This window comes from Algibacter pectinivorans (assembly GCF_900112595.1).
GTDB lineage: Bacteria > Bacteroidota > Bacteroidia > Flavobacteriales > Flavobacteriaceae > Algibacter_B > Algibacter_B pectinivorans.
Genome location: NZ_FOMI01000006.1, coordinates 170,152 through 191,232, shown reverse-complemented (window position 1 = coordinate 191,232; position 21,081 = coordinate 170,152). Strand labels below are relative to the sequence as shown.

12 protein-coding genes are annotated in these 21,081 nt (G+C 35.1%); 7 read left to right on the top strand and 5 right to left on the bottom strand.

The annotated features are described in order from the left end of the window. Positions 1-2: 2 nt before the first annotated feature. The 5 genes from BMY96_RS10685 to ychF form a co-directional block, all read right to left on the bottom strand. Positions 3-2,666: a DNA gyrase/topoisomerase IV subunit A gene (locus BMY96_RS10685; protein ID WP_092851976.1), complete on the bottom strand. Its 2,664-nt coding sequence runs from the start codon at positions 2,664-2,666 to the stop codon at positions 3-5. Positions 2,667-2,801: 135 nt separating this feature from the next. Next, entirely contained in the window at positions 2,802-4,655 is a 1,854-nt protein-coding gene (locus tag BMY96_RS10680) for a DNA topoisomerase IV subunit B (protein WP_092851974.1), read from the bottom strand. A gap of 116 nt (positions 4,656-4,771) precedes the next feature. Next, entirely contained in the window at positions 4,772-5,677 is a 906-nt protein-coding gene (locus BMY96_RS10675) for a DMT family transporter (RefSeq protein ID WP_092851972.1), read from the bottom strand. Positions 5,678-5,815: 138 nt separating this feature from the next. Next, a complete protein-coding gene (locus BMY96_RS10670) occupies positions 5,816-6,277 on the bottom strand; it encodes an SRPBCC family protein (RefSeq protein WP_092851970.1) in 462 nt (153 codons plus the stop codon). A 94-nt stretch (positions 6,278-6,371) separates the two neighbouring features. Beyond that, on the bottom strand, positions 6,372-7,466 hold the full coding sequence (gene ychF, locus BMY96_RS10665) for a redox-regulated ATPase YchF (protein WP_092851968.1): 1,095 nt from the start codon (positions 7,464-7,466) through the stop codon (positions 6,372-6,374). A 272-nt stretch (positions 7,467-7,738) separates the two neighbouring features. Between ychF and BMY96_RS16220 the strand changes: the two genes are divergently transcribed. The 7 genes from BMY96_RS16220 to BMY96_RS10635 all read left to right on the top strand — a co-directional run bounded on the left by BMY96_RS16220 (position 7,739) and on the right by BMY96_RS10635 (position 21,002). Continuing rightward, positions 7,739-8,050 carry a carboxypeptidase-like regulatory domain-containing protein gene (locus tag BMY96_RS16220; RefSeq protein WP_349267208.1) on the top strand — a complete coding sequence of 104 codons (312 nt, stop codon included), beginning with the start codon at positions 7,739-7,741 and terminating at the stop codon, positions 8,048-8,050. Between the two features lie 62 nt (positions 8,051-8,112). Further along, the gene (locus BMY96_RS10660; protein ID WP_349267207.1) at positions 8,113-9,900 is read left to right on the top strand and encodes a TonB-dependent receptor plug domain-containing protein; all 1,788 of its coding nucleotides are present in this window, start codon (positions 8,113-8,115) and stop codon (positions 9,898-9,900) included. 195 nt (positions 9,901-10,095) lie between these two features. Beyond that, on the top strand, positions 10,096-11,922 hold the full coding sequence (locus BMY96_RS10655) for an endonuclease (RefSeq protein ID WP_092851966.1): 1,827 nt from the start codon (positions 10,096-10,098) through the stop codon (positions 11,920-11,922). Between the two features lie 161 nt (positions 11,923-12,083). Then, positions 12,084-15,758 carry a phosphoribosylformylglycinamidine synthase gene (purL, locus tag BMY96_RS10650; protein ID WP_092851964.1) on the top strand — a complete coding sequence of 1,225 codons (3,675 nt, stop codon included), beginning with the start codon at positions 12,084-12,086 and terminating at the stop codon, positions 15,756-15,758. Between the two features lie 492 nt (positions 15,759-16,250). After that, entirely contained in the window at positions 16,251-18,026 is a 1,776-nt protein-coding gene (locus tag BMY96_RS10645; protein ID WP_092851962.1) for an AMP-dependent synthetase/ligase, read from the top strand. Between the two features lie 113 nt (positions 18,027-18,139). Continuing rightward, a complete protein-coding gene (locus BMY96_RS10640) occupies positions 18,140-18,586 on the top strand; it encodes a MarR family winged helix-turn-helix transcriptional regulator (RefSeq protein WP_092851960.1) in 447 nt (148 codons plus the stop codon). 7 nt (positions 18,587-18,593) lie between these two features. Then, positions 18,594-21,002, top strand: coding sequence for a 3-hydroxyacyl-CoA dehydrogenase/enoyl-CoA hydratase family protein (locus tag BMY96_RS10635; protein ID WP_092852072.1), 2,409 nt, complete (start codon positions 18,594-18,596; stop codon positions 21,000-21,002). Positions 21,003-21,081: the final 79 nt, after the last annotated feature.

Below are 21,081 nucleotides of genomic sequence, written 5' to 3'. Positions count from 1 at the left end.
ATTTAGAACAAAGTAGTTTGTCCTTCGCCATCCTTATCGTCATCCTCATTAGAGTTGGATTTATCTACCGTACTGTCTTGATCTTGATTATTTGCGTTTGATTTAGACACGTCTTGTTCATCTACAACTTCTAAATCATCTGCATGAACCGCTTCATTGGCCTCGTAAGGTAACGGATCTAAAAGATTTATTTGATTTACTTTTTCTTTGGTTAATTGATTACCTTGAGCTGTAAGTCCTTTAATATCAATAAATTCTTCAAGATTAATTTCAAGATTGTCTTTACGATCCTTTCCGCGCTCCTTGGCAAATACAATTTCTGCCATAGGTTTCCAATCTGTCGATACAATTTCTAGTTGCGAGTTTGGATGCTCCGATATAAACGATTCCTCTTTTCCTTCTTGTTCTATTAAAAAACGCTTAACATAATATAGTTCCTTTTCGCCATTGTAATACACTGCCGATATAGGTTTTTTAGGCTCCCATTTTTCCATAACAATCATATCGTCATCAAAATGCATGGTAACTTCAGGTGTAACCGTTTTTACTATTCCAGATTGGTTTATAATTAATAATTTATCCTCCCCTCGAAACTCGCCTATAAGCTCGCCTCTACCATCAACATTTAATCGTTGTACAGTATCATCAAACCAAATTTTTCTTGGTTTTAATGTTGAAACGCCTTTTTCTTTTAACTCAACACGTTTAATAGGATATTTAGTAACTAAATTTCCTTTTGATGCACGCCCCTTTATAAGAATATCTGAAAAATCTAAATCCCATTTTAACTTCTTAATGCTTCCTGCCTGCCTTAAATTAATAGAAACAACTTCGGCTTCGCCATTTGGGTTTGCAGAAAAATATAAACAAACAGAGCCTTTATTTCCGTTAGTTAAATCGTATTCCCTATCGCGTGTTACGCTTGTTACAGCAAAACGTTTGATGTAAGACGGTCCTTTAGATCCATCTTTATAAATCATGTTATAAATGGTACGTTTATCTTTCTTTTTAAAGACGGCAACATGTATAATATCCTTACCTATAAATGTTTTTGAATCGACTTTGGTTACCATCATTTTACCGGCTTTGGTAAATACAATAATATCATCTATATCACTACAATCGCCAACATATTCGTCGCGTCTTAAGGACGTACCAACAAATCCTTCTTCTCTATTTACGTATAGTTTTGTATTTCTTATAATAACTTTGGTGGCATCAACATCATCAAAAATTCTTATTTCTGTTTTACGCTCACGACCTTCGCCATACTCTTTTTTAAGTCGCGTAAAGTAAGCAATAGCATAATCTATTAAATGCTCTAAATGATGCTTAACCTCAGCTATTTGCTCTTCTAGAGCATCAATTTTTTGTTGCGCCTTATCGATATCAAATTTAGAAATACGTTTAATTCGTATTTCGGTTAAACGCGTAATATCATCAGTGGTTATTGCCCGCTTTAGGTGTTTTATATGTGGCTTCAGTCCTTTATCGATAGCCGAAATAACGCCATCCCAAGTTTCTTCTTCCTCAATATCACGATAAATTCTATTTTCAATAAAAATACGCTCTAAAGATGCAAAGTGCCATTGCTCTTCAAATTCACCTAACTTTATTTCCAGCTCTTGTTTTAAAAGCTGTACCGTATTATCTGTAGAGCGACGAAGCATTTCGCTAACCCCAATAAACAATGGTTTATTATCTTCAATAACACAGCCTAATGGTGAAATAGACGACTCGCAACTTGTAAATGCGTAAAGTGCATCAATGGTTTTATCTGGCGATAACCCAGAAGGCAAGTGCACTAAAATCTCAACTTCGGCAGCTGTATTATCTTCAATTTTTTTAACTTTTATTTTTCCTTTTTCGTTGGCTTTTAGAATAGAATCTATAAGCGAACTTGTTGTGGTTCCAAAAGGCAACTCGGTAATAACCAAAGTATTTTTATCTAATTGCGAAATTTTAGATCGTACGCGTACTTTACCGCCTCTTAAACCATCGTTATAATTAGAAAAATCGGCTATTCCTGCCGTTGGAAAATCTGGCAATAAAGTAAAACGCTTCCCTTGTAAATGCTTAACCGAAGCATCAATAAGTTCTATAAAGTTGTGCGGTAATATTTTTGTTGAAAGTCCTACGGCAATACCTTCGCCCCCTTGAGCTAAAAGTAAAGGAAACATAACCGGTAAATTTACAGGCTCTTTACGACGCCCATCGTAACTGGCTTGCCACTCGGTTATTTTAGGATTAAAAACCACATCTAAGCCAAACTTAGAGATTCTAGCTTCTATATAACGAGAGGCTGCAGCGCGGTCTCCTGTTAAGATGTTACCCCAGTTTCCTTGGGTATCTATTAATAAATCTTTCTGACCAATTTGTACCATGGCATCTGCAATACTAGCATCTCCATGCGGGTGATATTGCATGGTATGACCAACAATGTTTGCTACTTTATTGTAGCGACCATCGTCAAGATCTTTCATGGAATGCATAATACGGCGTTGCACGGGCTTAAACCCATCTTCAATTGCTGGTACAGCACGTTCTAATATAACATACGAGGCATAATCTAAAAACCAATCTTTATACATACCAGTAACTCTGGTAATGGTTTCTTGAGGCTCATTTTGATTGTTAGTTAAATCGTCGTTTCGGTCTTCTGTCATACTACTTATTCCTGCACAGGCAGAAATTTTTTTAATTTATTTTAATTTCCTATTTCTTCAATATTATCAATAATTCCTATGTATTAAAACTCCTTCTTTATTTTTAATCCAGAGATTCCTGCTTTAGCAGCACTTTTAATCTTCTATTATATCGAGTTCCACCTTTAAATTATCAATAATAAATTCTTGTCGCGTTGGTGTATTTTTACCCATATAAAAGGCTAGCAAATCTTCAATAGACATATTATCATCTAGCATTATAGGATCTAAACGAATATCTTCACCTATAAAATGCTTAAACTCATCTGGCGATATTTCACCTAAACCTTTAAATCGGGTTATTTCTGGTTTTGGCTTTAATTTTTCTATAGCGTTACGTCTTTCCTCTTCGGAATAGCAATAAATAGTTTCCTTTTTATTTCTTACCCTAAATAATGGAGTTTGCAAAATGTACAAATGACCTTCTTTAATAACCTCTGGAAAAAACTGAAGGAAAAACGTTATTAATAGTAACCGAATATGCATACCATCCACATCGGCATCGGTTGCGATAACCACATTGTTATATCTTAAATCTTCTAAAGACTCTTCAATATTTAAAGCGGCTTGTAAAAGATTAAATTCTTCGTTTTCGTAAACTATTTTTTTGGTTAAACCATAACAGTTTAATGGCTTTCCTTTTAAACTAAAAACTGCTTGTGTATTTACATCACGAGATTTTGTTATACTACCAGATGCCGAATCTCCCTCGGTAATAAATAAGGTTGTTTCTAAATTTCTTGGGTTTTTAGTATCGCCAAAATGCACACGGCAATCGCGCAATTTTTTGTTATGTAAACTCGCTTTTTTAGCTCTATCTTTTGCCAACTTTCTTATACCAGACAACTCTTTACGCTCGCGTTCTGCTTGAAGAATTTTACGCTGAAGTTTCTCGGCAGTTTCTTGATTTTTATGTAAGTAGTTGTCTAACTTGGTTTTTAAAAAATCGTTTATATAGGTTCTTACGGTTGGTAAATCGCCTCCCATATCTGTAGACCCTAGCTTGGTTTTTGTCTGACTTTCAAAAACAGGTTCCATAACTTTTATAGCTATAGCACTTACAACAGATTTACGAATATCTGAAGCATCATAAGTCTTACCGTAAAACTCACGAATGGTTTTTACCAAGGCTTCTCTAAATGCTGTAAGGTGCGTACCTCCTTGTGTTGTATTTTGCCCGTTAACAAAACTATTATACTCTTCGCTATATTGGGTTTTACTGTGTGTTAATGCCACCTCAATATCATCGCCTCGTAAATGAATAATTGGGTAGAGTAAATCGGTATCTGCTATTTTTTCGGCTAGTAAATCTTTTAAACCATTTTCGCTAAAATACTTTTCTCCATTAAAAACGATGGTTAAACCAGGATTTAAATACACGTAGTTTTTAAGCATTTTTACAACATACTCACTACGAAACTTATATTTTTTAAAAATGATTTCGTCTGGAATAAAAGAGACTTTAGTTCCTTTTCTCCTGCTTGTTTCTTCTAAAAGCTCTTTACTTATTAAATTTCCTTGTTCAAAATCTGCCGAAGCACTTTTACCATCACGAGAAGATTCTACTCTAAAATAAGACGACAAGGCATTTACAGCTTTTGTACCTACCCCATTTAAACCTACCGATTTTTTAAAGGCTTTAGAATCGTATTTACCACCAGTATTCATTTTAGACACAACGTCTACTACTTTACCTAAAGGAATACCACGACCATAATCCCTAACAATAACTTTACTTCCTTGTATTGAAATTTCTATGGTTTTACCAGCGCCCATTACAAACTCATCAATAGAGTTATCCAAAACTTCTTTAAGCAAAATATAAATACCATCGTCTGGAGACGAACCATCTCCAAGTTTACCAATATACATACCAGGACGCATACGGATATGCTCTTTCCAGTCTAATGATCGAATATTGTCTTCGGTATATTTGGTTTCTTCTGCCATACTCTTAATTAGAAAAATTGGTGAGGTGTGCTAATATAGCACAACCATTTAAAAAATAAAACAGGAAGGCTACAAATTAATTAACAATAAATAATTATTGAAACAATAACCCTATTTTAAGTATTTGATGTTTTATTTAAGGACACTAATAAAATACCAATTATAACTACCAAAGCTCCAAATAACTGAATCCATGTTAGCATTTCGTTTAAAAATATACCTGCTAAAATTATGGTTGAAATAGGCCCTACTCCTGCCACAATTGCAAAGTTTGATGAACTAATCATTTTTATAGATGCAGATACTAAAAAAGACGGAATTACCGTTGCAAATACGGCTATACACGCCCCTAAAACATAAACTTGCCACGAAAGATCTAAAAGGTTTGACTTGCTAATAAAACCATAATGAATAAAAACGCAGACACATGAAACTAGCATAGCATAAGCCGTAAACTTAACCACCCCAAATTTAGGAATTAACCAACCACTACCAACCAAATATGAAGCATACGTAATGGCGCTTAACAGTATATAAAAGCCGCCTAAAATAACGTCTGGTCCGGTAATGGAGACTTCGCTTGAAAAAGCAATAACTACTCCAAGGTAGGTTAACCCTATAGCAAAACCTTGAATTTTTGAAATAGGTTGTTTTAAAAACCATTTATTCAATAATAATACTATTGTGGGATACAAAAATAAAATAATACGCTCCAAACTAGCCTTTATGTAGGTAAGCCCTACAAAATCGAAATAACTCGCTAAATAATACCCAACAAACCCAAAAAACACCAACCACAAATAATCTTTTTTATTGGGCTTAACGTTTCCATTTTGCTTGTTATACCAAAAGGCAATTACCAGGTAAAAAGGAAAGGAAAATAGCATACGTAGAAGCAATATGCTAATGGAATCGACCTTGTAAGTATAGGCCATTTTTACCATAACAGCCTTAGAGGAGAACAGTACAATACCTAAAACCCCAAGACCTAATCCGTACCAAAATTGTTTTGATGTTTGCATACCACTAAAGTAAGTTGGCACATTTTAACAACGTAAGGACTAAACCTAGAATTACGATGCCCAACCAGTTAAATTGGGAAATAGAAAATATTTTATCTTTTTAAACAGAAAAAGACTAACATCCCAACATGTTCATTTTTATGCAGTTACTGCCATTTCTGCTTTAGAACAAAGAATTTCGTTTCTTGTTTTTAACAGCCTTGTCATATATCCTTTTACATAAATCCAGTCTATAAACTTACCTAAAACACCAAAAGGCAGTTTGTAATAAAACTTATCTATCATAATAGTTTTATTCTCCTCCTCTTCAAAAATATGTTCGTGTCGGTAGGTCTTAAAACTTCCGGAAACGAGTTCGTCCACAAATAAATTGGGCGATTCAAACTCTACAATTTTTAACGTAAGATGCTGTACATAACCAAAATGGCTAGTTTCCCAAATAACAATATCATCTAGATCCACTAATCCAGAGGTTTTTCCGGATATAGCAATTTCCTTAGGCTGTTTTAAAGATTTTTGGTAAAAGTCGACATCTCTAGCCAGATTAAAACAGGTTTTTATATCTGCATTAATTGGCGTTTCAACTTTAATTAACGTCATAGGCTCATTAATATAGGTTAACGGATAGCTTGGGGCTTCCGTTTATATAGACCCAAAACCTTTTACAAGGTCACATAACATCTTTTTTTGATTATTATACATTGAATAAGAAATGCATAATATCGCCATCCTTAACTATGTAATTTTTACCTTCAACACGCATTTTACCAGCCTCTTTTACTTTAGATTCGCTACCATAAGCCACATAATCCTCATAGGCAATAACCTCGGCGCGAATAAATCCTTTTTCAAAATCGGTATGGATAACACCTGCCGCCTGCGGACCAGTTGCGCCAACAGCTACTGTCCACGCTCTTACTTCCTTTACACCAGCAGTAAAATACGTTTGTTGATTTAATAATTTATATGCAGAACGAATTAATTTTGCAGCTCCAGGCTCATCTAATCCTATATCTTGAAGAAACATTTGGCGTTCTTCATAATCATCCAACTCATTAATATCTGCTTCGGTGCCTACGGCTAAAACTAAAACTTCTGCACTTTCATTTTTAACCGCCTCTTTTACCTGCTCTACATACGCATTTCCAGAAACCGCTGCACCTTCATCTACATTACAAACATACATTACAGGCTTATCTGTAATAAACTGAGAAGGTTTAACGTAATCTTCATAATCTTCTTCAGAAAATTCTAAAGCTCTTACCGATATTCCAGCTTCAAGATTCTCCTTAATTTTCAATAAAACCGCTTCTTCTTTTTGCGCTTCTTTATTTCCTGTTTTTGCGGCACGCTTTACTTTATCTAGCTTTTTTTCAGCAGTTTCTAAATCTTTAAGCTGCAACTCCATATCGATGGTTTCCTTATCCCTAATTGGGTTTACATTACCATCTACATGTACAATATTATCATTATCAAAACAACGTAAAACATGAAGTATAGCATCAGTTTCGCGAATATTTGCTAAAAACTGATTACCTAAACCTTCACCTTTACTTGCGCCTTTAACCAATCCTGCAATATCTACAATCTCTACTGTTGCTGGTATTACGCGCTCCGGATTAACCAAAGACTCTAACTTTTCTAAACGCGGATCTGGTACATTAACCACACCAATGTTTGGCTCGATGGTACAAAATGGAAAATTTGCACTTTGCGCCTTAGCATTCGACAAACAATTAAATAGAGTTGACTTCCCTACGTTTGGTAATCCTACAATACCTGCTTTCATCTAAAATATATTTTTTATTTTCGAAATACCGAAAACCCTTTTATAACTTATTTTTTTTAACTGAATTGCCTACAACAATAGACAACTAATTTTGCGAATGCAAATATATAGTTAATTCGCAGTAATTTACAATTTTATCTAACCGAATAACACTGAATATTATTAAGTCATTTTTAATATTTATTGAATAATTCACAAGAAATAAGGATAAACCATAAATATAAATTAAGGTTTTAATTATCTTAGCCACGGCTAACTTAAAATTATTAAATATGAAAACAATTTATTTTTATTTATTTCTACTTTGTACATCGTTAACATTTGCGCAGCAACAAGTAAGCGGTACAGTTAAAGATGCTTCGGGCGTTCCACTACCCGGAGTAAACATTACAGAAACAGGAACAACCAATGGTACAACATCAGATTTTGATGGAAACTATAAAATAACCCTTAAATCGTCTAACACTTTAACGTTTAGCTATGTTGGCTACAATACCAATGTAGTTATAGCACCGCAATTGGTGATGGCTGGGAAGAAGCCACAGGCGAAACCCTTTATAACGTTGAAGGGAAAAACAGATTAGATGGTGAAGACAGAAGCTGGGATGGAACCACGGTAAAAATTGATGCTAATTACGGTGTTGCTTTGAATGATGCTGGTGGATATATAAATTTTACCACCGAGTTTTTATCCAGACAAAATACATTAAGACCAGGTTTTTCTTGGAGAAAAGGTTACGGTAGTGCAGGTGTTGACGGTTTTAACTTTATGATAAACTCATCGTTACCAATTAATGATAAAACCGAAATTTATGCCTTTGGTGGCAGAAACTACAGAGATACTGATGCTTATGCGTTTTCTCGTGATAGTTTTGATGATGGCGATAATAGAGCTGTACCAAGTTTATACCCTAATGGCTTTACTCCTAGAATTACATCCAACATTACCGATGTTTCTGTATCGGTTGGTGTAAGACACGAAATGGAAAATGGTTGGAACTTAGATTTTAATAACACGTTCGGTAAAAACAACTTCCACTACTACATAAAAGATAGTAACAATGCTTCTATGCAAGATTCGTCGCCTACAGATTTTGATGCTGGTGGACATTTTCTATCTCAAAACACAACAGGTATAGATTTTAATAAATATTTAGATGATGTAGCCTCAGGATTAAGCTTAGCTTTCGGTTTTGAATACAGAACAGAGAATTTTGGTATTTTTTCTGGCGAAGAAGCATCTTATGGACTATATGATGATAATGGCGTAATCATTACAAATCCTGCGGTACAAAACGTAGCTACCGATAGTAATGGAGACGAATTACCTGGAGGCTCTCAAGGTTTCCCGGGGTACAGTCCAGATAACGCCGTAGATAGAAGTCGTACTAACTACGGAATTTATTTCGACACAGAGCTTAATGTAAGTGAAGCTTTTATGGTTGCAGGAGCAGTTCGATTTGAAAACTACAGCGATTTTGGAAACACATTCAACGGAAAATTAGCAACCCGATTAAAACTGAACGATTATTTTTCCCTTAGAGGTTCTATCTCTACTGGATTTAGAGCACCTTCGCTAGCACAACTATATTATAATTTAAAATTCACCAATATTGTTGCGGGCACCTCGGTTCCTTCACTTTTATCTGCAAATAATAGTACCGTTACCAAAGCCTTTGGTATTGGACAATTAAGCGAAGAAAAAGCTTTTAATACAAGTATTGGATTTACGTTTAAAAAAGGTGGTTTTTCGGCAACTGTTGATGCTTATTCAATTAATGTGGACGATCGTATTATTTTAACCGATAACTTTACAGACCAAGCTATTTTAGGTCCTTTAAATGTAGATGCCGCACAATTTTTTGCAAATGGTGTAGACACCAAAACGAATGGGCTTGACATTGTTTTAGGTTACGATTTTAATGTAGGAGATAACGGAAAGATTAAAACAGCATTAATAGGTAATTTTAACGACTTAAAAATTAAAAGCATCAATAATGGCGATTTAAATGAGTTTACCTTTTTTGGCCCGTTTTCTCAAGCCTATCTTAAGGCTGCCGCTCCAGATTATAAATTTGGGTTAAACCTAGGATACTCTTGTAACAAGTTTAATGTTACTACAACTTTAACGCAATTTAGCGAAGTAACGCTTCAGGATTTCCAATGGGTAGATTCGCCTGCAACAACACAAGCAGAAGCCGATGCACTTTTCCCGGTAGCCACAGATATTTATGAAGCTGCTTTGGTAGTAGATCTTAGCTTAGGCTATGAAGTTTCAGATAAAGTTAAATTTAGCTTAGGTGCAAACAACCTATTTAACACTTACCCAACACCGCAATTTGACGGATGGACAGACCAAGGTGGTCTTGCCGATTCTGTTCAAATGGGTTCCGATGGTACTTATGTTTTTGCTAGATTAAACTTTAGCTTATAAATTTTATTAGATTTAAAAAACAAAAAACCGGGCTATTAGCTCGGTTTTTTTTGTTTATCAAATTCCTAATTTTTAGTAATTCTCTCTCAAAATATCGCCTCATTTTAAGCTTAACGTTAAGTTAACAAGTGAATTTAGTAGCATAATCTATTAAACATTTAATTTTACTCAAAAATGTATTAAAACAACTCTCTTATGAAGAAAAATTACTTATTTATATTATGTCTTTCTATTTCGACGTATATAAATGCTCAACTTACCCCACCGGCCAATCAACAAAGCTACTATTCAAATATAGACTTTAATAAAACTGGCATGGATCTATTTGATGACTTAGCTGTTGAAACCGCTGCAAAACACACTAATTACCTTAGCTACACTCCTGGTATTTGGGAAGCAAGTAAAATTACCGACGAAGACCCTTTAAACAGCCTAAACGTATTATTAATATACGGCTATAGCGATTCAGACGGAAATTATATAACCGACAGAAGTCGTAGTAAAAATAGTAATGGCGGTAGCGCAGGTAGCGATTGGAACAGAGAACACACATTTCCAAACTCGCTAGGTTCCCCTAGTTTAAATAGTAATGGAACCAATGTTCCGCCTTATGCCGATGCTCATAATTTAAGACCTTCAGACGTTACCATGAACAGCAACAGAGGTAATTTAAAATTTATGGATGGCTCTGGTAATGCACAAAACATCTCTGGAAACTGGTATCCTGGTGACGAGTGGAAAGGTGATGTTGCAAGAATAATTATGTACATGTATTTAAGATACGGCACACAATGCAAACCCTCTTACGTTGGTGTAGGAACTCCAAACAGTATTGATGCCGACATGATTAATTTATTTTTAGAATGGAATGAGGAAGATCCTGTTTCTGCTTTTGAAGACAATAGAAACACCTACCATGCTAACACATCCAACACGTATGCCCAAGGCAACAGAAACCCATTTATAGACAACCCATATTTGGCCACTGTTATTTGGGGAGGAAACCCTGCTGAAAACCGTTGGGGAGACACTCCAGATCCGGATACCGAAGCACCTACAACACCTACCAACCTAATGGCTTCAAACACGTCATCAACTACTACCGATTTGTCTTGGACAGCCTCAACCGATAATATTGGAGTCGTAGCTTATAATATTTATGTTGATGGCGCCTATTATGTATCAACAAACTCATCTGCTACTAGCATTACTGTTACAGATTTATCACCAGAAACCAGCTATACTTTTGCTGTTCTTGCCGTTGATGCCGCAAACAATACATCTAACCTAAGTGCATCAATAAATGAAACAACTTTAGAAGCTTCAGGTGGAGGCGACACTTGCGTAAGTGAAACGTTTGAGCTTATGCCATCGAATTCTTCTAGCTATTCCGATAGATCTTGGACTGGCGATAACGGGGAAACATGGAGCGCTACACGAGCTAGAACAGACCAAACTTTAAACGGTGGTAGAGCTTTAGTTTTTGATGGTAGGTCGTCTTCTGCCGGATCATTAACCTCTCCACTAGTTGCAGGAGGCATAGGAAGCTTAACAGCAACAACTAAAAGAGCCTTTAGCGGCGGAACTGGAAATTTAGAAGTTCAAGTAAACGGAGTAAAAGTGGGCGACTTACCGTATGGCGATGACACCCAAACTACAACTATCGACAATATTAATATTGAAGGAAATGTAACTGTGGTAATTGCCGAAACAACTTCTGGCGGAGATCGTGTCACTATAGACGACCTTTCATGGACTTGTTACAGTACTTTAAATGTATCAGATAATTTTATAAAACAAATAAAAACTTTTCCAAACCCTATTTCCAGCAATGTTTTCAATATTGAAACCAAGGAGGTTTTAAATTTTAAAATTTTAGATCTTTTAGGAAAAACACTAAAAACGGGGCAAGTAAGTCCAAGCAATAAAGTAATAGATGTTTCTATTTTAAATAAAGGAGTGTATCTTTTAAAACTCGAAGCAAACAATCAAAGCATTACTAAAAAAATAATAAAACTTTAAATCATATTTTATTTTAGAAAAGGCGACTCTATGCGAGTCGTCTTTTTTTTTGTTTAATAAAGCGTGGATAACTCTTCATATTGTAATTACTTTTTTTGTAAATATTCTATTTAAAAGACCTAAATTTGCGCTTTCTTTAAACACATACAAATCAATATATAATGATTCATTTCTTTGGAAACATAACCAGTAAAGTATTTGCTGTTCAAACAACAAAAGAATTATCAACAGAAACCATTTCTAAATTGGAATGGTTATTTGGCAACCAGCCAAAAATAGAACAAGCATCCTTAGATGCTTTTTTTGTTGGTCCTCGTGCTGCCATGATAACACCTTGGAGTACTAATGCGGTTGAGATCACCCAAAACATGGGAATATCTGATATTATTAGAATTGAAGAGTTTCAAGCTGCGGATAAAGATTTTTCTGATTTTGACCCAATGATTTCTGAGAAATTTAATGGATTAAACCAAGAATCATTTACCATAGATATTAAACCGGAGCCTATTCTTGATATTGTAGATATTGCAGCATATAACCAACAAGAAGGTTTATCGCTTAGCGATGAAGAAGTAGACTATTTAAATGGTGTTGCAAAGAAAATTGGTAGGCCATTAACAGACTCTGAGGTGTTTGGTTTTTCACAGGTGAATTCTGAGCATTGTCGTCATAAAATTTTTAACGGAACGTTTGTTATTGATGGTGAAGAAAAGCCTGTATCGCTTTTTAAAATGATACGACAAACCTCTGAAGCTCACCCAAATGATATTGTATCGGCGTATAAAGATAATGTGGCTTTTGTAAAAGGCCCTAAAGTGGAGCAATTTGCACCTAAGCGTGCCGATGTTCCAGATTACTATACTACAAAACCCTTCGATTCTGTTATTTCACTTAAAGCAGAAACGCATAACTTCCCTACAACGGTTGAACCTTTTAATGGTGCTGCAACTGGTGCTGGCGGAGAAATTAGAGATAGACTTGCTGGTGGTAAAGGTTCTTTACCTTTGGCAGGAACAGCGGTTTACATGACATCGTATTCTAGACTTGAAGAAAACAGACCTTGGGAACAAAAGTTTGAAGCCAGAAAATGGTTATACCAAACCCCAATGGATATTTTAATAAAAGCATCAAACGGTGCTTCAGATTTTGGAAACAAATTTGGACAACCCCTAATTACAGGTTCTGTTTTAACTTTCGAGCATAACGAAAATGCCTCTTCAAGTGATGCTCCTGCAAGACGCTTAGGTTTCGATAAAGTGATTATGCAAGCCGGAGGAATTGGTTACGGTAAAGCAGAACAAGCCTTAAAAGACACGCCTAAAGAAGGCGATAAAATCGTAATTCTTGGTGGCGAAAATTATAGAATTGGAATGGGTGGTGCAGCCGTATCATCGGCAGATACTGGTGCTTTTGCATCTGGTATCGAGCTAAACGCGGTACAACGTTCTAACCCAGAAATGCAAAAACGAGCTGGTAATGCCGTTCGTGGTATGGTAGAAAGCGATGAAAACTTTATTGTTTCTATTCACGATCATGGTGCTGGTGGACATTTAAATTGCCTATCGGAATTAGTTGAAGATACCGGCGGAAAAATAGATTTAGATGCTTTACCTGTTGGCGACCCTACCCTATCGGATAAGGAAATTATAGGTAACGAGTCACAAGAACGTATGGGCTTGGTGATTTCAGAAAAACATATAGAAACTTTAAACAAAATAGCAGAGCGTGAGCGCTCGCCAATGTATACCGTTGGTGATGTTACAGGCGATAACCGTTTTACCTTTCAATCTAAAACCAAAGGCAACAAACCTATGGATTTAGCCATGGAAGACATGTTTGGAAGTTCTCCTAAAACCATTATGACCGATAAAACGGTTTCTAGACATTATAAAAACCCACGATATAAAACTAAAAATTTACAAATCTATCTAGAGCAGGTATTACAGCTCGAAGCTGTTGCCTGTAAAGATTGGTTAACAAACAAAGTAGACCGTTGTGTTGGTGGTAAAGTAGCAAAACAACAATGCGTTGGGCCATTACAAATTCCTTTAAATAACGTTGGGGTTATGGCTCTAGATTTTAAAGGTAAAGAAGGTGTTGCAACCTCTATTGGCCACTCGCCTATTTCAGGATTAATTAATCCGGTTGCAGGCAGCAGAAACTCGATTACCGAAGCTTTAACAAACATAGTTTGGGCGCCATTAAAGGATGGTTTAAAATCGGTTTCATTATCAGCTAACTGGATGTGGCCTTGTAAAAACGAAGGTGAAGATGCTCGTTTATACGAAGCTGTTAAAGCAGTTTCAGAGTTTTCTATAGATTTAGGAATTAATGTCCCAACAGGTAAAGATTCGCTTTCTATGAAGCAAAAATACCCTGATGGCGATGTAATTTCTCCTGGTACCGTTATTATTTCGGCTGGTGCTAACTGTAATGATATTACCAAAGTTGTCGAGCCTGTTTTTAAACAAAACGGCGGAAATGTATATTATATAAATATTTCTCAAGATAATTTTAAATTAGGTGGTAGTTCATTTAACCAAGTCCTAAATACTATTGGTAACGATGCGCCAAATGTAAAAGATGCCGCTTATGTTAAAACGGTATTTAACACCTTACAATCGTTAATTGTTAGCGATAAAATTGCTGCAGGACATGATGTAGCTTCTGGTGGATTAATTACAACGTTATTAGAACTTTGTTTTGCAGATGTTAATTTAGGAGCAGATTTAGACCTTACTAAATTAAATGAAGAAGATTCTATAAAAGTATTATTTGCTGAAAACTCCGGACTTGTTTTACAAGCTGATGCTTCAGTTGAAAGTATACTTACAGAAAACAACATTGAGTTTTTCAACCTAGGACATGTAAATAACTCTGGCACGTTAACCATTAAAAATAACGACGATAATTTCAGTTTCGATATCACTCATAACAGAGATGTTTGGTACAAAACGTCTTTCTTATTAGACCAGAAACAAACCGCAAACGGTTTAGCTCAAGATCGTTTTGATAATTATAAAAAACAACCGCTTGAATATACATTCCCTAAACAATTTACAGGAAAACTACCTGTTTTAAAAGGCAAGCGACCAAAAGCAGCTATTCTTCGTGAAAAAGGGTCTAACTCAGAGCGCGAAATGGCAAATGCTATGTATTTAGCAGGTTTTGATGTTAAAGATGTACACATGACCGATTTAATTTCTGGACGCGAAACCCTAGAGGATATTCAGTTTTTAGGTGCCGTTGGTGGGTTTTCTAACTCAGATGTTTTAGGTTCTGCAAAAGGATGGGCAGGCGCTATTAAATATAACGAAAAAGCTAATAAGGCTATTAAAAACTTCTTTAAAAGAGAAGACACCTTATCGGTAGGGATTTGTAATGGTTGCCAGCTATTTATGGAGTTAGAAGAAATTAATCCAGAACACGAGGTTCATGGAAAAATGGTTCATAACGATTCTAATAAACACGAAAGTTCGTTTACTTCAGTTAAAATACAAGAGAATAATTCTGTAATGCTATCAACGCTTGCAGGAACTACTTTAGGCGTTTGGATTTCGCATGGCGAAGGAAAATTTAACTTACCCTATACTGAAGACCAATACAATATTGTTGCTAAATATGGTTATGAAGGCTATCCTAATAACCCGAATGGCTCAGATTTTAACACGGCAATGCTTTCTGATAAAACTGGCAGACATTTAGTAACCATGCCACATATTGAGCGCTCAACATTCCAATGGAACTGGGCCAATTATCCAGAAGGCAGAAAAGACGAGGTAACTCCTTGGCTAGAAGCTTTTGTTAATGCGCGTCTTTGGATTGAAAATAAATAAGTACGGTATTGTCATAATATAGCGACACAGAATTGATAAAAAAAAGGTAGTGATTTTAAAATCACTACCTTTTTTTGTTTTAGTATTTTCTATTGATGGTATTTTAATATCTCTACAACTAGAATCAAGCAAACAATTAAATACAACAAAAGCGTTAGGTTTTATAAAAAAGCACGACCAATAAAACATAGAATCTTTAATAGTCGCTACTTCCCAAAAGGAAAAACATTAAACTTAATAATGTTTTAAATATTAGATAGTTGTCTCACTTTTAAGAGCATGTATTTTAGAATAAAACATGGCTTAAAGCCACTTAAAAATAAGGTTGCAATAAAACCAGTATTTATAATAATGTTAACTTTAAAAATATTAATTTTTTATAAATTAGCAGAAAATTAAACGTAATCTTCAAAAAGACCCTCTTTTTTTTATATTATTTGAAATTCTCAATTTATTTCATACTTTGCAATCCTCCAAACTTAACAAGTAAAAATGACAGAAATAACTAGACTTTTTGATTTTCCATATTACCAATTGGAAAACAACCCTAATGATGCTGCTTTGGTAACAAAGTATAATGGTGAATGGGTTAAAACGTCAACCCAAGAATATATTGATAAGGCAAATGCCATGAGCAGAGCGTTATTAAAACTTGGTATTAAAAAAAATGATAAAATTGCTATAATTTCCACAACCAATAGAACAGAGTGGAATATTATTGACATAGCGTCATTACAAATAGGTGCTCAAAACATTCCTATTTATCCTACTATTTGCGCAGAAGATTACGAATATGTCTTAAACCATAGCGAATCTATATACTGCTTTGTTTCCGATACCGAAGTGTTAGAAAAAGTAAACAAAGTTAAAGGCTATACATTATTAAAAGAGGTATACTCTTTCGATCAAATTGAAGGCTGTAAGCATTACACCGAATTATTAGAGTTAGGTAAAGACACCTCAAACCAAAATGAAGTTGAAGCTAGGAAAGACGACGTAAAATCGACAGATTTAGCCACCATAATTTATACTTCGGGTACAACAGGAAAACCAAAAGGCGTAATGCTTTCGCATTGGAATCTAACTAGTAATGCTTTATCAAGTAGCCCAAGAGTGCCTTTTAAAAACGGTAAAAGCAATAAAGTTTTAAGCTTTTTACCTATTTGTCATGTATTTGAGCGCGTCTTAATTTATGTATATCAATACACAGGTACGTCTATATATTACGCCGAAGCCATCGATAAAATTGGAGATAATGCTAAAGAGATTAAACCTAATATGATGAGCGTTGTACCAAGACTACTAGAAAAAGTGTACGACAAAATAATGGCTAAAGCCGAAGAATTAACCGGTATTAAAAAAGCATTATTTTATTGGGCTGTAGGTTTAGGTGAAATTTGGGAGCCTTATGGTAAAAACGGTGCTTGGTACGAATTTAAATTAAAAATTGCTAATAAATTAATTTTTAGCAAATGGAGAGAAGCTCTTGGAGGAGAACTACACACTATGGTTTCTGGTAGTGCTGCATTGCAACCGCGATTAACCAGAATATTTTCGGCTGCCGGTATGCAAGTCATGGAAGGTTACGGTCTTACCGAAACTTCTCCTGTAGTTTCAGTAGGTCGCTACGAAGACAACATGTTTAAAGTAGGCTGCGTGGGCATGCCTATTGATGGTGTAGAAGTAAAAATTGCTGAAGATGGCGAAATTTTAATTAAAGGACCAAATGTTATGATGGGTTACTACAAAGACCCAGAAAAAACAGCCAGTGTAATGACGGGAGATTATTTCCATACAGGCGATAAAGGAGAAGTTGACGCCGATGGTTTTGTTAAAATAACAGGGCGTAAAAAAGAAATGTTCAAAACATCTGGTGGTAAATACATTATTCCAACCCTATTAGAAAACGACTTAAAACAATCGCGTTTTATAGAACAAATAATGGTTATCGGCGAAGGCGAAAAAATGCCAGCCGCATTAATTCAACCAAATTTCGATTTTATAAAAGATTGGATCGATCATAAACATCTGTCTATCGAAAAAACAAATAGCGCCATTGCTAATTCTAAAATTGTGCAAGATAGAATTCAAGAAGAAGTTAATAACTGTAACCAAAAATTTGGTAAATGGGAGCAAATTAAACGCTTTGAGCTAACACCAGATGTTTGGTCTATTGATGATGGACACCTTACCCCTACCATGAAAATGAAACGAGATGTAATAAAATCCATGTATACTACATTAGTAGAAAAGATTTACAGACCGTAACCCATTTAAAAATAGGTTTTAATTATTGGTACTAAATTAAATTAGTATTTTTTATTAATTTTATTATGCATGCATAATAAAATTTTATATATTTGAACTTACCATTTAAATATATGAAAGACAAAACCATAGATTACATCCTAAGAACCACATGGTTATCGGTTCAAAAAATGTATAATGAAGAAGCTTTAAAGTTTGAAAGCACTATGGCAACAGGCTTTACTTTATTAAGTATTGATCCTGAAAAAGGCACACCTTCAACCGCATTAGGTCCTAAAATGGGAATGGAAGCAACTAGTTTATCTAGAACCTTAAAAACCATGGAAAAAAAAGGCTTAATTACCAGAAAACCTAATCCTAAAGATGGTCGTGGTGTTATTATTTCTCTTACCGAATTTGGTATTGAAAAAAGAGAATCTTCAAAAGAAAAAGTGTTAATATTTAACGAGGCTATAAAAAGCAATGTTTCGCCAGAAAAGCTAAAACATTTTTATGAAGTAGCCGAAGTTATTAATGACATGGTTTGTAATAAAAAAATATACAATCAATCTGATAGTTAAAAATACAATGAGCAAACGACGAATTAAAAAAATAGCCATTATTGGCTCTGGAATTATGGGAAGTGGCATTGCATGTCATTTCGCTAATATTGGTGTAGAAGTCCTTTTATTAGATATAGTTCCAAGAGAACTTAACGACAAAGAAAAAGCTAAAGGCTTAACTTTAGAAGATAAGGTAGTTAGAAATAGATTGGTTAATGATGCGCTTACTGCATCGTTAAAATCTAAACCATCTCCAATTTATCATCAAGATTTCGCTAGTAGAATTACTACCGGTAATTTAGAAGACGACATTGCTAAAGTGGGCGATGTAGATTGGATTATGGAAGTTGTAGTCGAAAGACTAGACATCAAAAAAATGGTGTTCGAAAACTTAGAAAAATATCGTAAACCAGGAACCTTAATTACGTCTAACACCTCTGGTATTCCTATAAAATTTATGAGCGAAGGTCGTAGTGAAGACTTCCAGAAACATTTCTGCGGTACTCACTTCTTTAACCCAGCGCGTTACTTAAAATTATTCGAAATCATTCCTGGACCAAAAACAGATGCTTCTGTATTAGAGTTTTTGAATGGTTATGGCGAGCAATTTCTTGGAAAAACATCGGTAGTTGCCAAAGATACACCTGCATTTATTGGTAACAGAATTGGTATTTTCAGCATTCAGAGTTTATTCCATGCGGTAAAGGATTTAGATTTAACCATCGAAGAAGTCGATAAATTATCGGGACCAGTAATTGGTCGTCCAAAATCGGCAACCTTCCGTACGGTAGATGTTGTTGGATTAGATACTTTAGTTCACGTAGCAAATGGTATTGCAGAAAACTGCCCTAACGACGAACGTTTAGAGCTGTTTAAATTACCAGATTTCATCAAAACAATGATGGAAAACAAATGGTTAGGAAGTAAAACAGGTCAAGGTTTTTACAAAAAACAAGTATCTGCTGACGGGAAAAAAGAAATTTTATCACTTGACTTAAACACACTAGAATATCGTTCTGCTAAACGTGCAAAATTTGCAACTTTAGAACTTACGAAAACGATTGATAAGGTTGTTGACCGATTTAAAGTATTAGTAAAAGGAAAAGATAAAGCTGGTGAATTCTACAGAAAAAGCTTTGCAGCCTTATTTGCTTATGTTTCAAATAGAATTCCTGAAATAACAAACGATTTATATAAAATTGATGATGCTATGAAAGCGGGGTTTGGATGGGAACATGGTCCTTTCCAAATTTGGGATGCCATAGGCGTTGAAAAAGGAATTGAAATTATGAAAGCTGAAGGTTTAGAGCCTGCTGCTTGGGTAAACGAAATGTTAGCTTCTGGAAATTCTTCTTTTTACACCGTAAAAGAAGGCGCGAGTTATGCTTACGATATTCCTAAGAAATCACAAGAAAAAATTCCAGGACAAGACAGTTTCATTATTTTAGATAACATTAGAAAATCTAACGAAGTATTTAAGAATTCCGGTGTTGTTATTGAAGATTTAGGAGATGGCATCTTAAACTGCGAGTTCCAATCTAAAATGAATACTATTGGTGGCGATGTTCTTGCAGGGTTAAATAAGGCTATTGATTTAGCCGAAAAAGATTTTGCTGGTTTAGTAGTTGGTAATCAAGCTGCAAACTTCTCTGTTGGTGCCAATATTGGAATGATTTTCATGATGGCTGCAGAGCAAGAGTACGACGAGCTTAATATGGCTATTAAATATTTCCAAGATACCATGATGCGTATGCGTTATTCTTCAATCCCAACTATTTCTGCACCTCACGGTATGGCTTTAGGTGGTGGTTGTGAATTATCATTACACGCCGATAAAGTAGTTGCGGCAGCAGAAACTTACATGGGACTTGTAGAGTTTGGTGTTGGTGTGATCCCTGGTGGTGGAGGTTCTAAAGAAATGGCCTTAAGAGCATCAGATACATTTAGAAAAGGAGACGTGCAATTAAACACACTTCAAGAGTACTTTTTAACTATTGGTATGGCTAAAGTATCAACTTCGGCTTACGAGGCTTTTGATATGGGCGTATTACAAAAAGGAAAAGATGTTGTGGTTGTTAATAAAGACCGACAAATTGCAGTTGCAAAGCAACATGCTATGTTAATGGCTAATACTGGTTATACACAACCTGTAAAACGTAAAGATGTAAAAGTACTTGGTAAACAAGCTTTAGGTATGTTTTTAGTAGGAACAGATTCTATGAAAGACTCCAACTACATTTCTGAACACGACATGAAAATTGCTAATAAACTAGCCTACGTTATGGCTGGTGGAGATTTATCTGAACCAACCTTAGTTAGCGAGCAATATTTATTGGATTTAGAGCGTGAAGCCTTCCTAAGTTTATGTACAGAGCGTAAAACTTTAGAACGTATTCAGCATATGTTAACCAAAGGTAAACCACTTAGAAATTAAAAAAGCACTTGGTATAAAGTATTAAGTACAAAGACGAGTTAACCGTTAATTCTTAGTGCATTACACCAAAAACTTTAAT

Bases quoted from the DNA above. Each gene is read 5' to 3' on its own strand.
- BMY96_RS10685 (WP_092851976.1), bottom strand. From the start codon at position 2,666: ATGACAGAAGACCGAAACGACGATTTAACTAACAATCAAAATGAGCCT.
- BMY96_RS10680 (WP_092851974.1), bottom strand. From the start codon at position 4,655: ATGGCAGAAGAAACCAAATATACCGAAGACAATATTCGATCATTAGAC.
- BMY96_RS10675 (WP_092851972.1), bottom strand. From the start codon at position 5,677: ATGCAAACATCAAAACAATTTTGGTACGGATTAGGTCTTGGGGTTTTA.
- BMY96_RS10670 (WP_092851970.1), bottom strand. From the start codon at position 6,277: ATGACGTTAATTAAAGTTGAAACGCCAATTAATGCAGATATAAAAACC.
- ychF (WP_092851968.1), bottom strand. From the start codon at position 7,466: ATGAAAGCAGGTATTGTAGGATTACCAAACGTAGGGAAGTCAACTCTA.
- BMY96_RS16220 (WP_349267208.1), top strand. From the start codon at position 7,739: ATGAAAACAATTTATTTTTATTTATTTCTACTTTGTACATCGTTAACA.
- BMY96_RS10655 (WP_092851966.1), top strand. From the start codon at position 10,096: ATGAAGAAAAATTACTTATTTATATTATGTCTTTCTATTTCGACGTAT.
- purL (WP_092851964.1), top strand. From the start codon at position 12,084: ATGATTCATTTCTTTGGAAACATAACCAGTAAAGTATTTGCTGTTCAA.
- BMY96_RS10645 (WP_092851962.1), top strand. From the start codon at position 16,251: ATGACAGAAATAACTAGACTTTTTGATTTTCCATATTACCAATTGGAA.
- BMY96_RS10640 (WP_092851960.1), top strand. From the start codon at position 18,140: ATGAAAGACAAAACCATAGATTACATCCTAAGAACCACATGGTTATCG.
- BMY96_RS10635 (WP_092852072.1), top strand. From the start codon at position 18,594: ATGAGCAAACGACGAATTAAAAAAATAGCCATTATTGGCTCTGGAATT.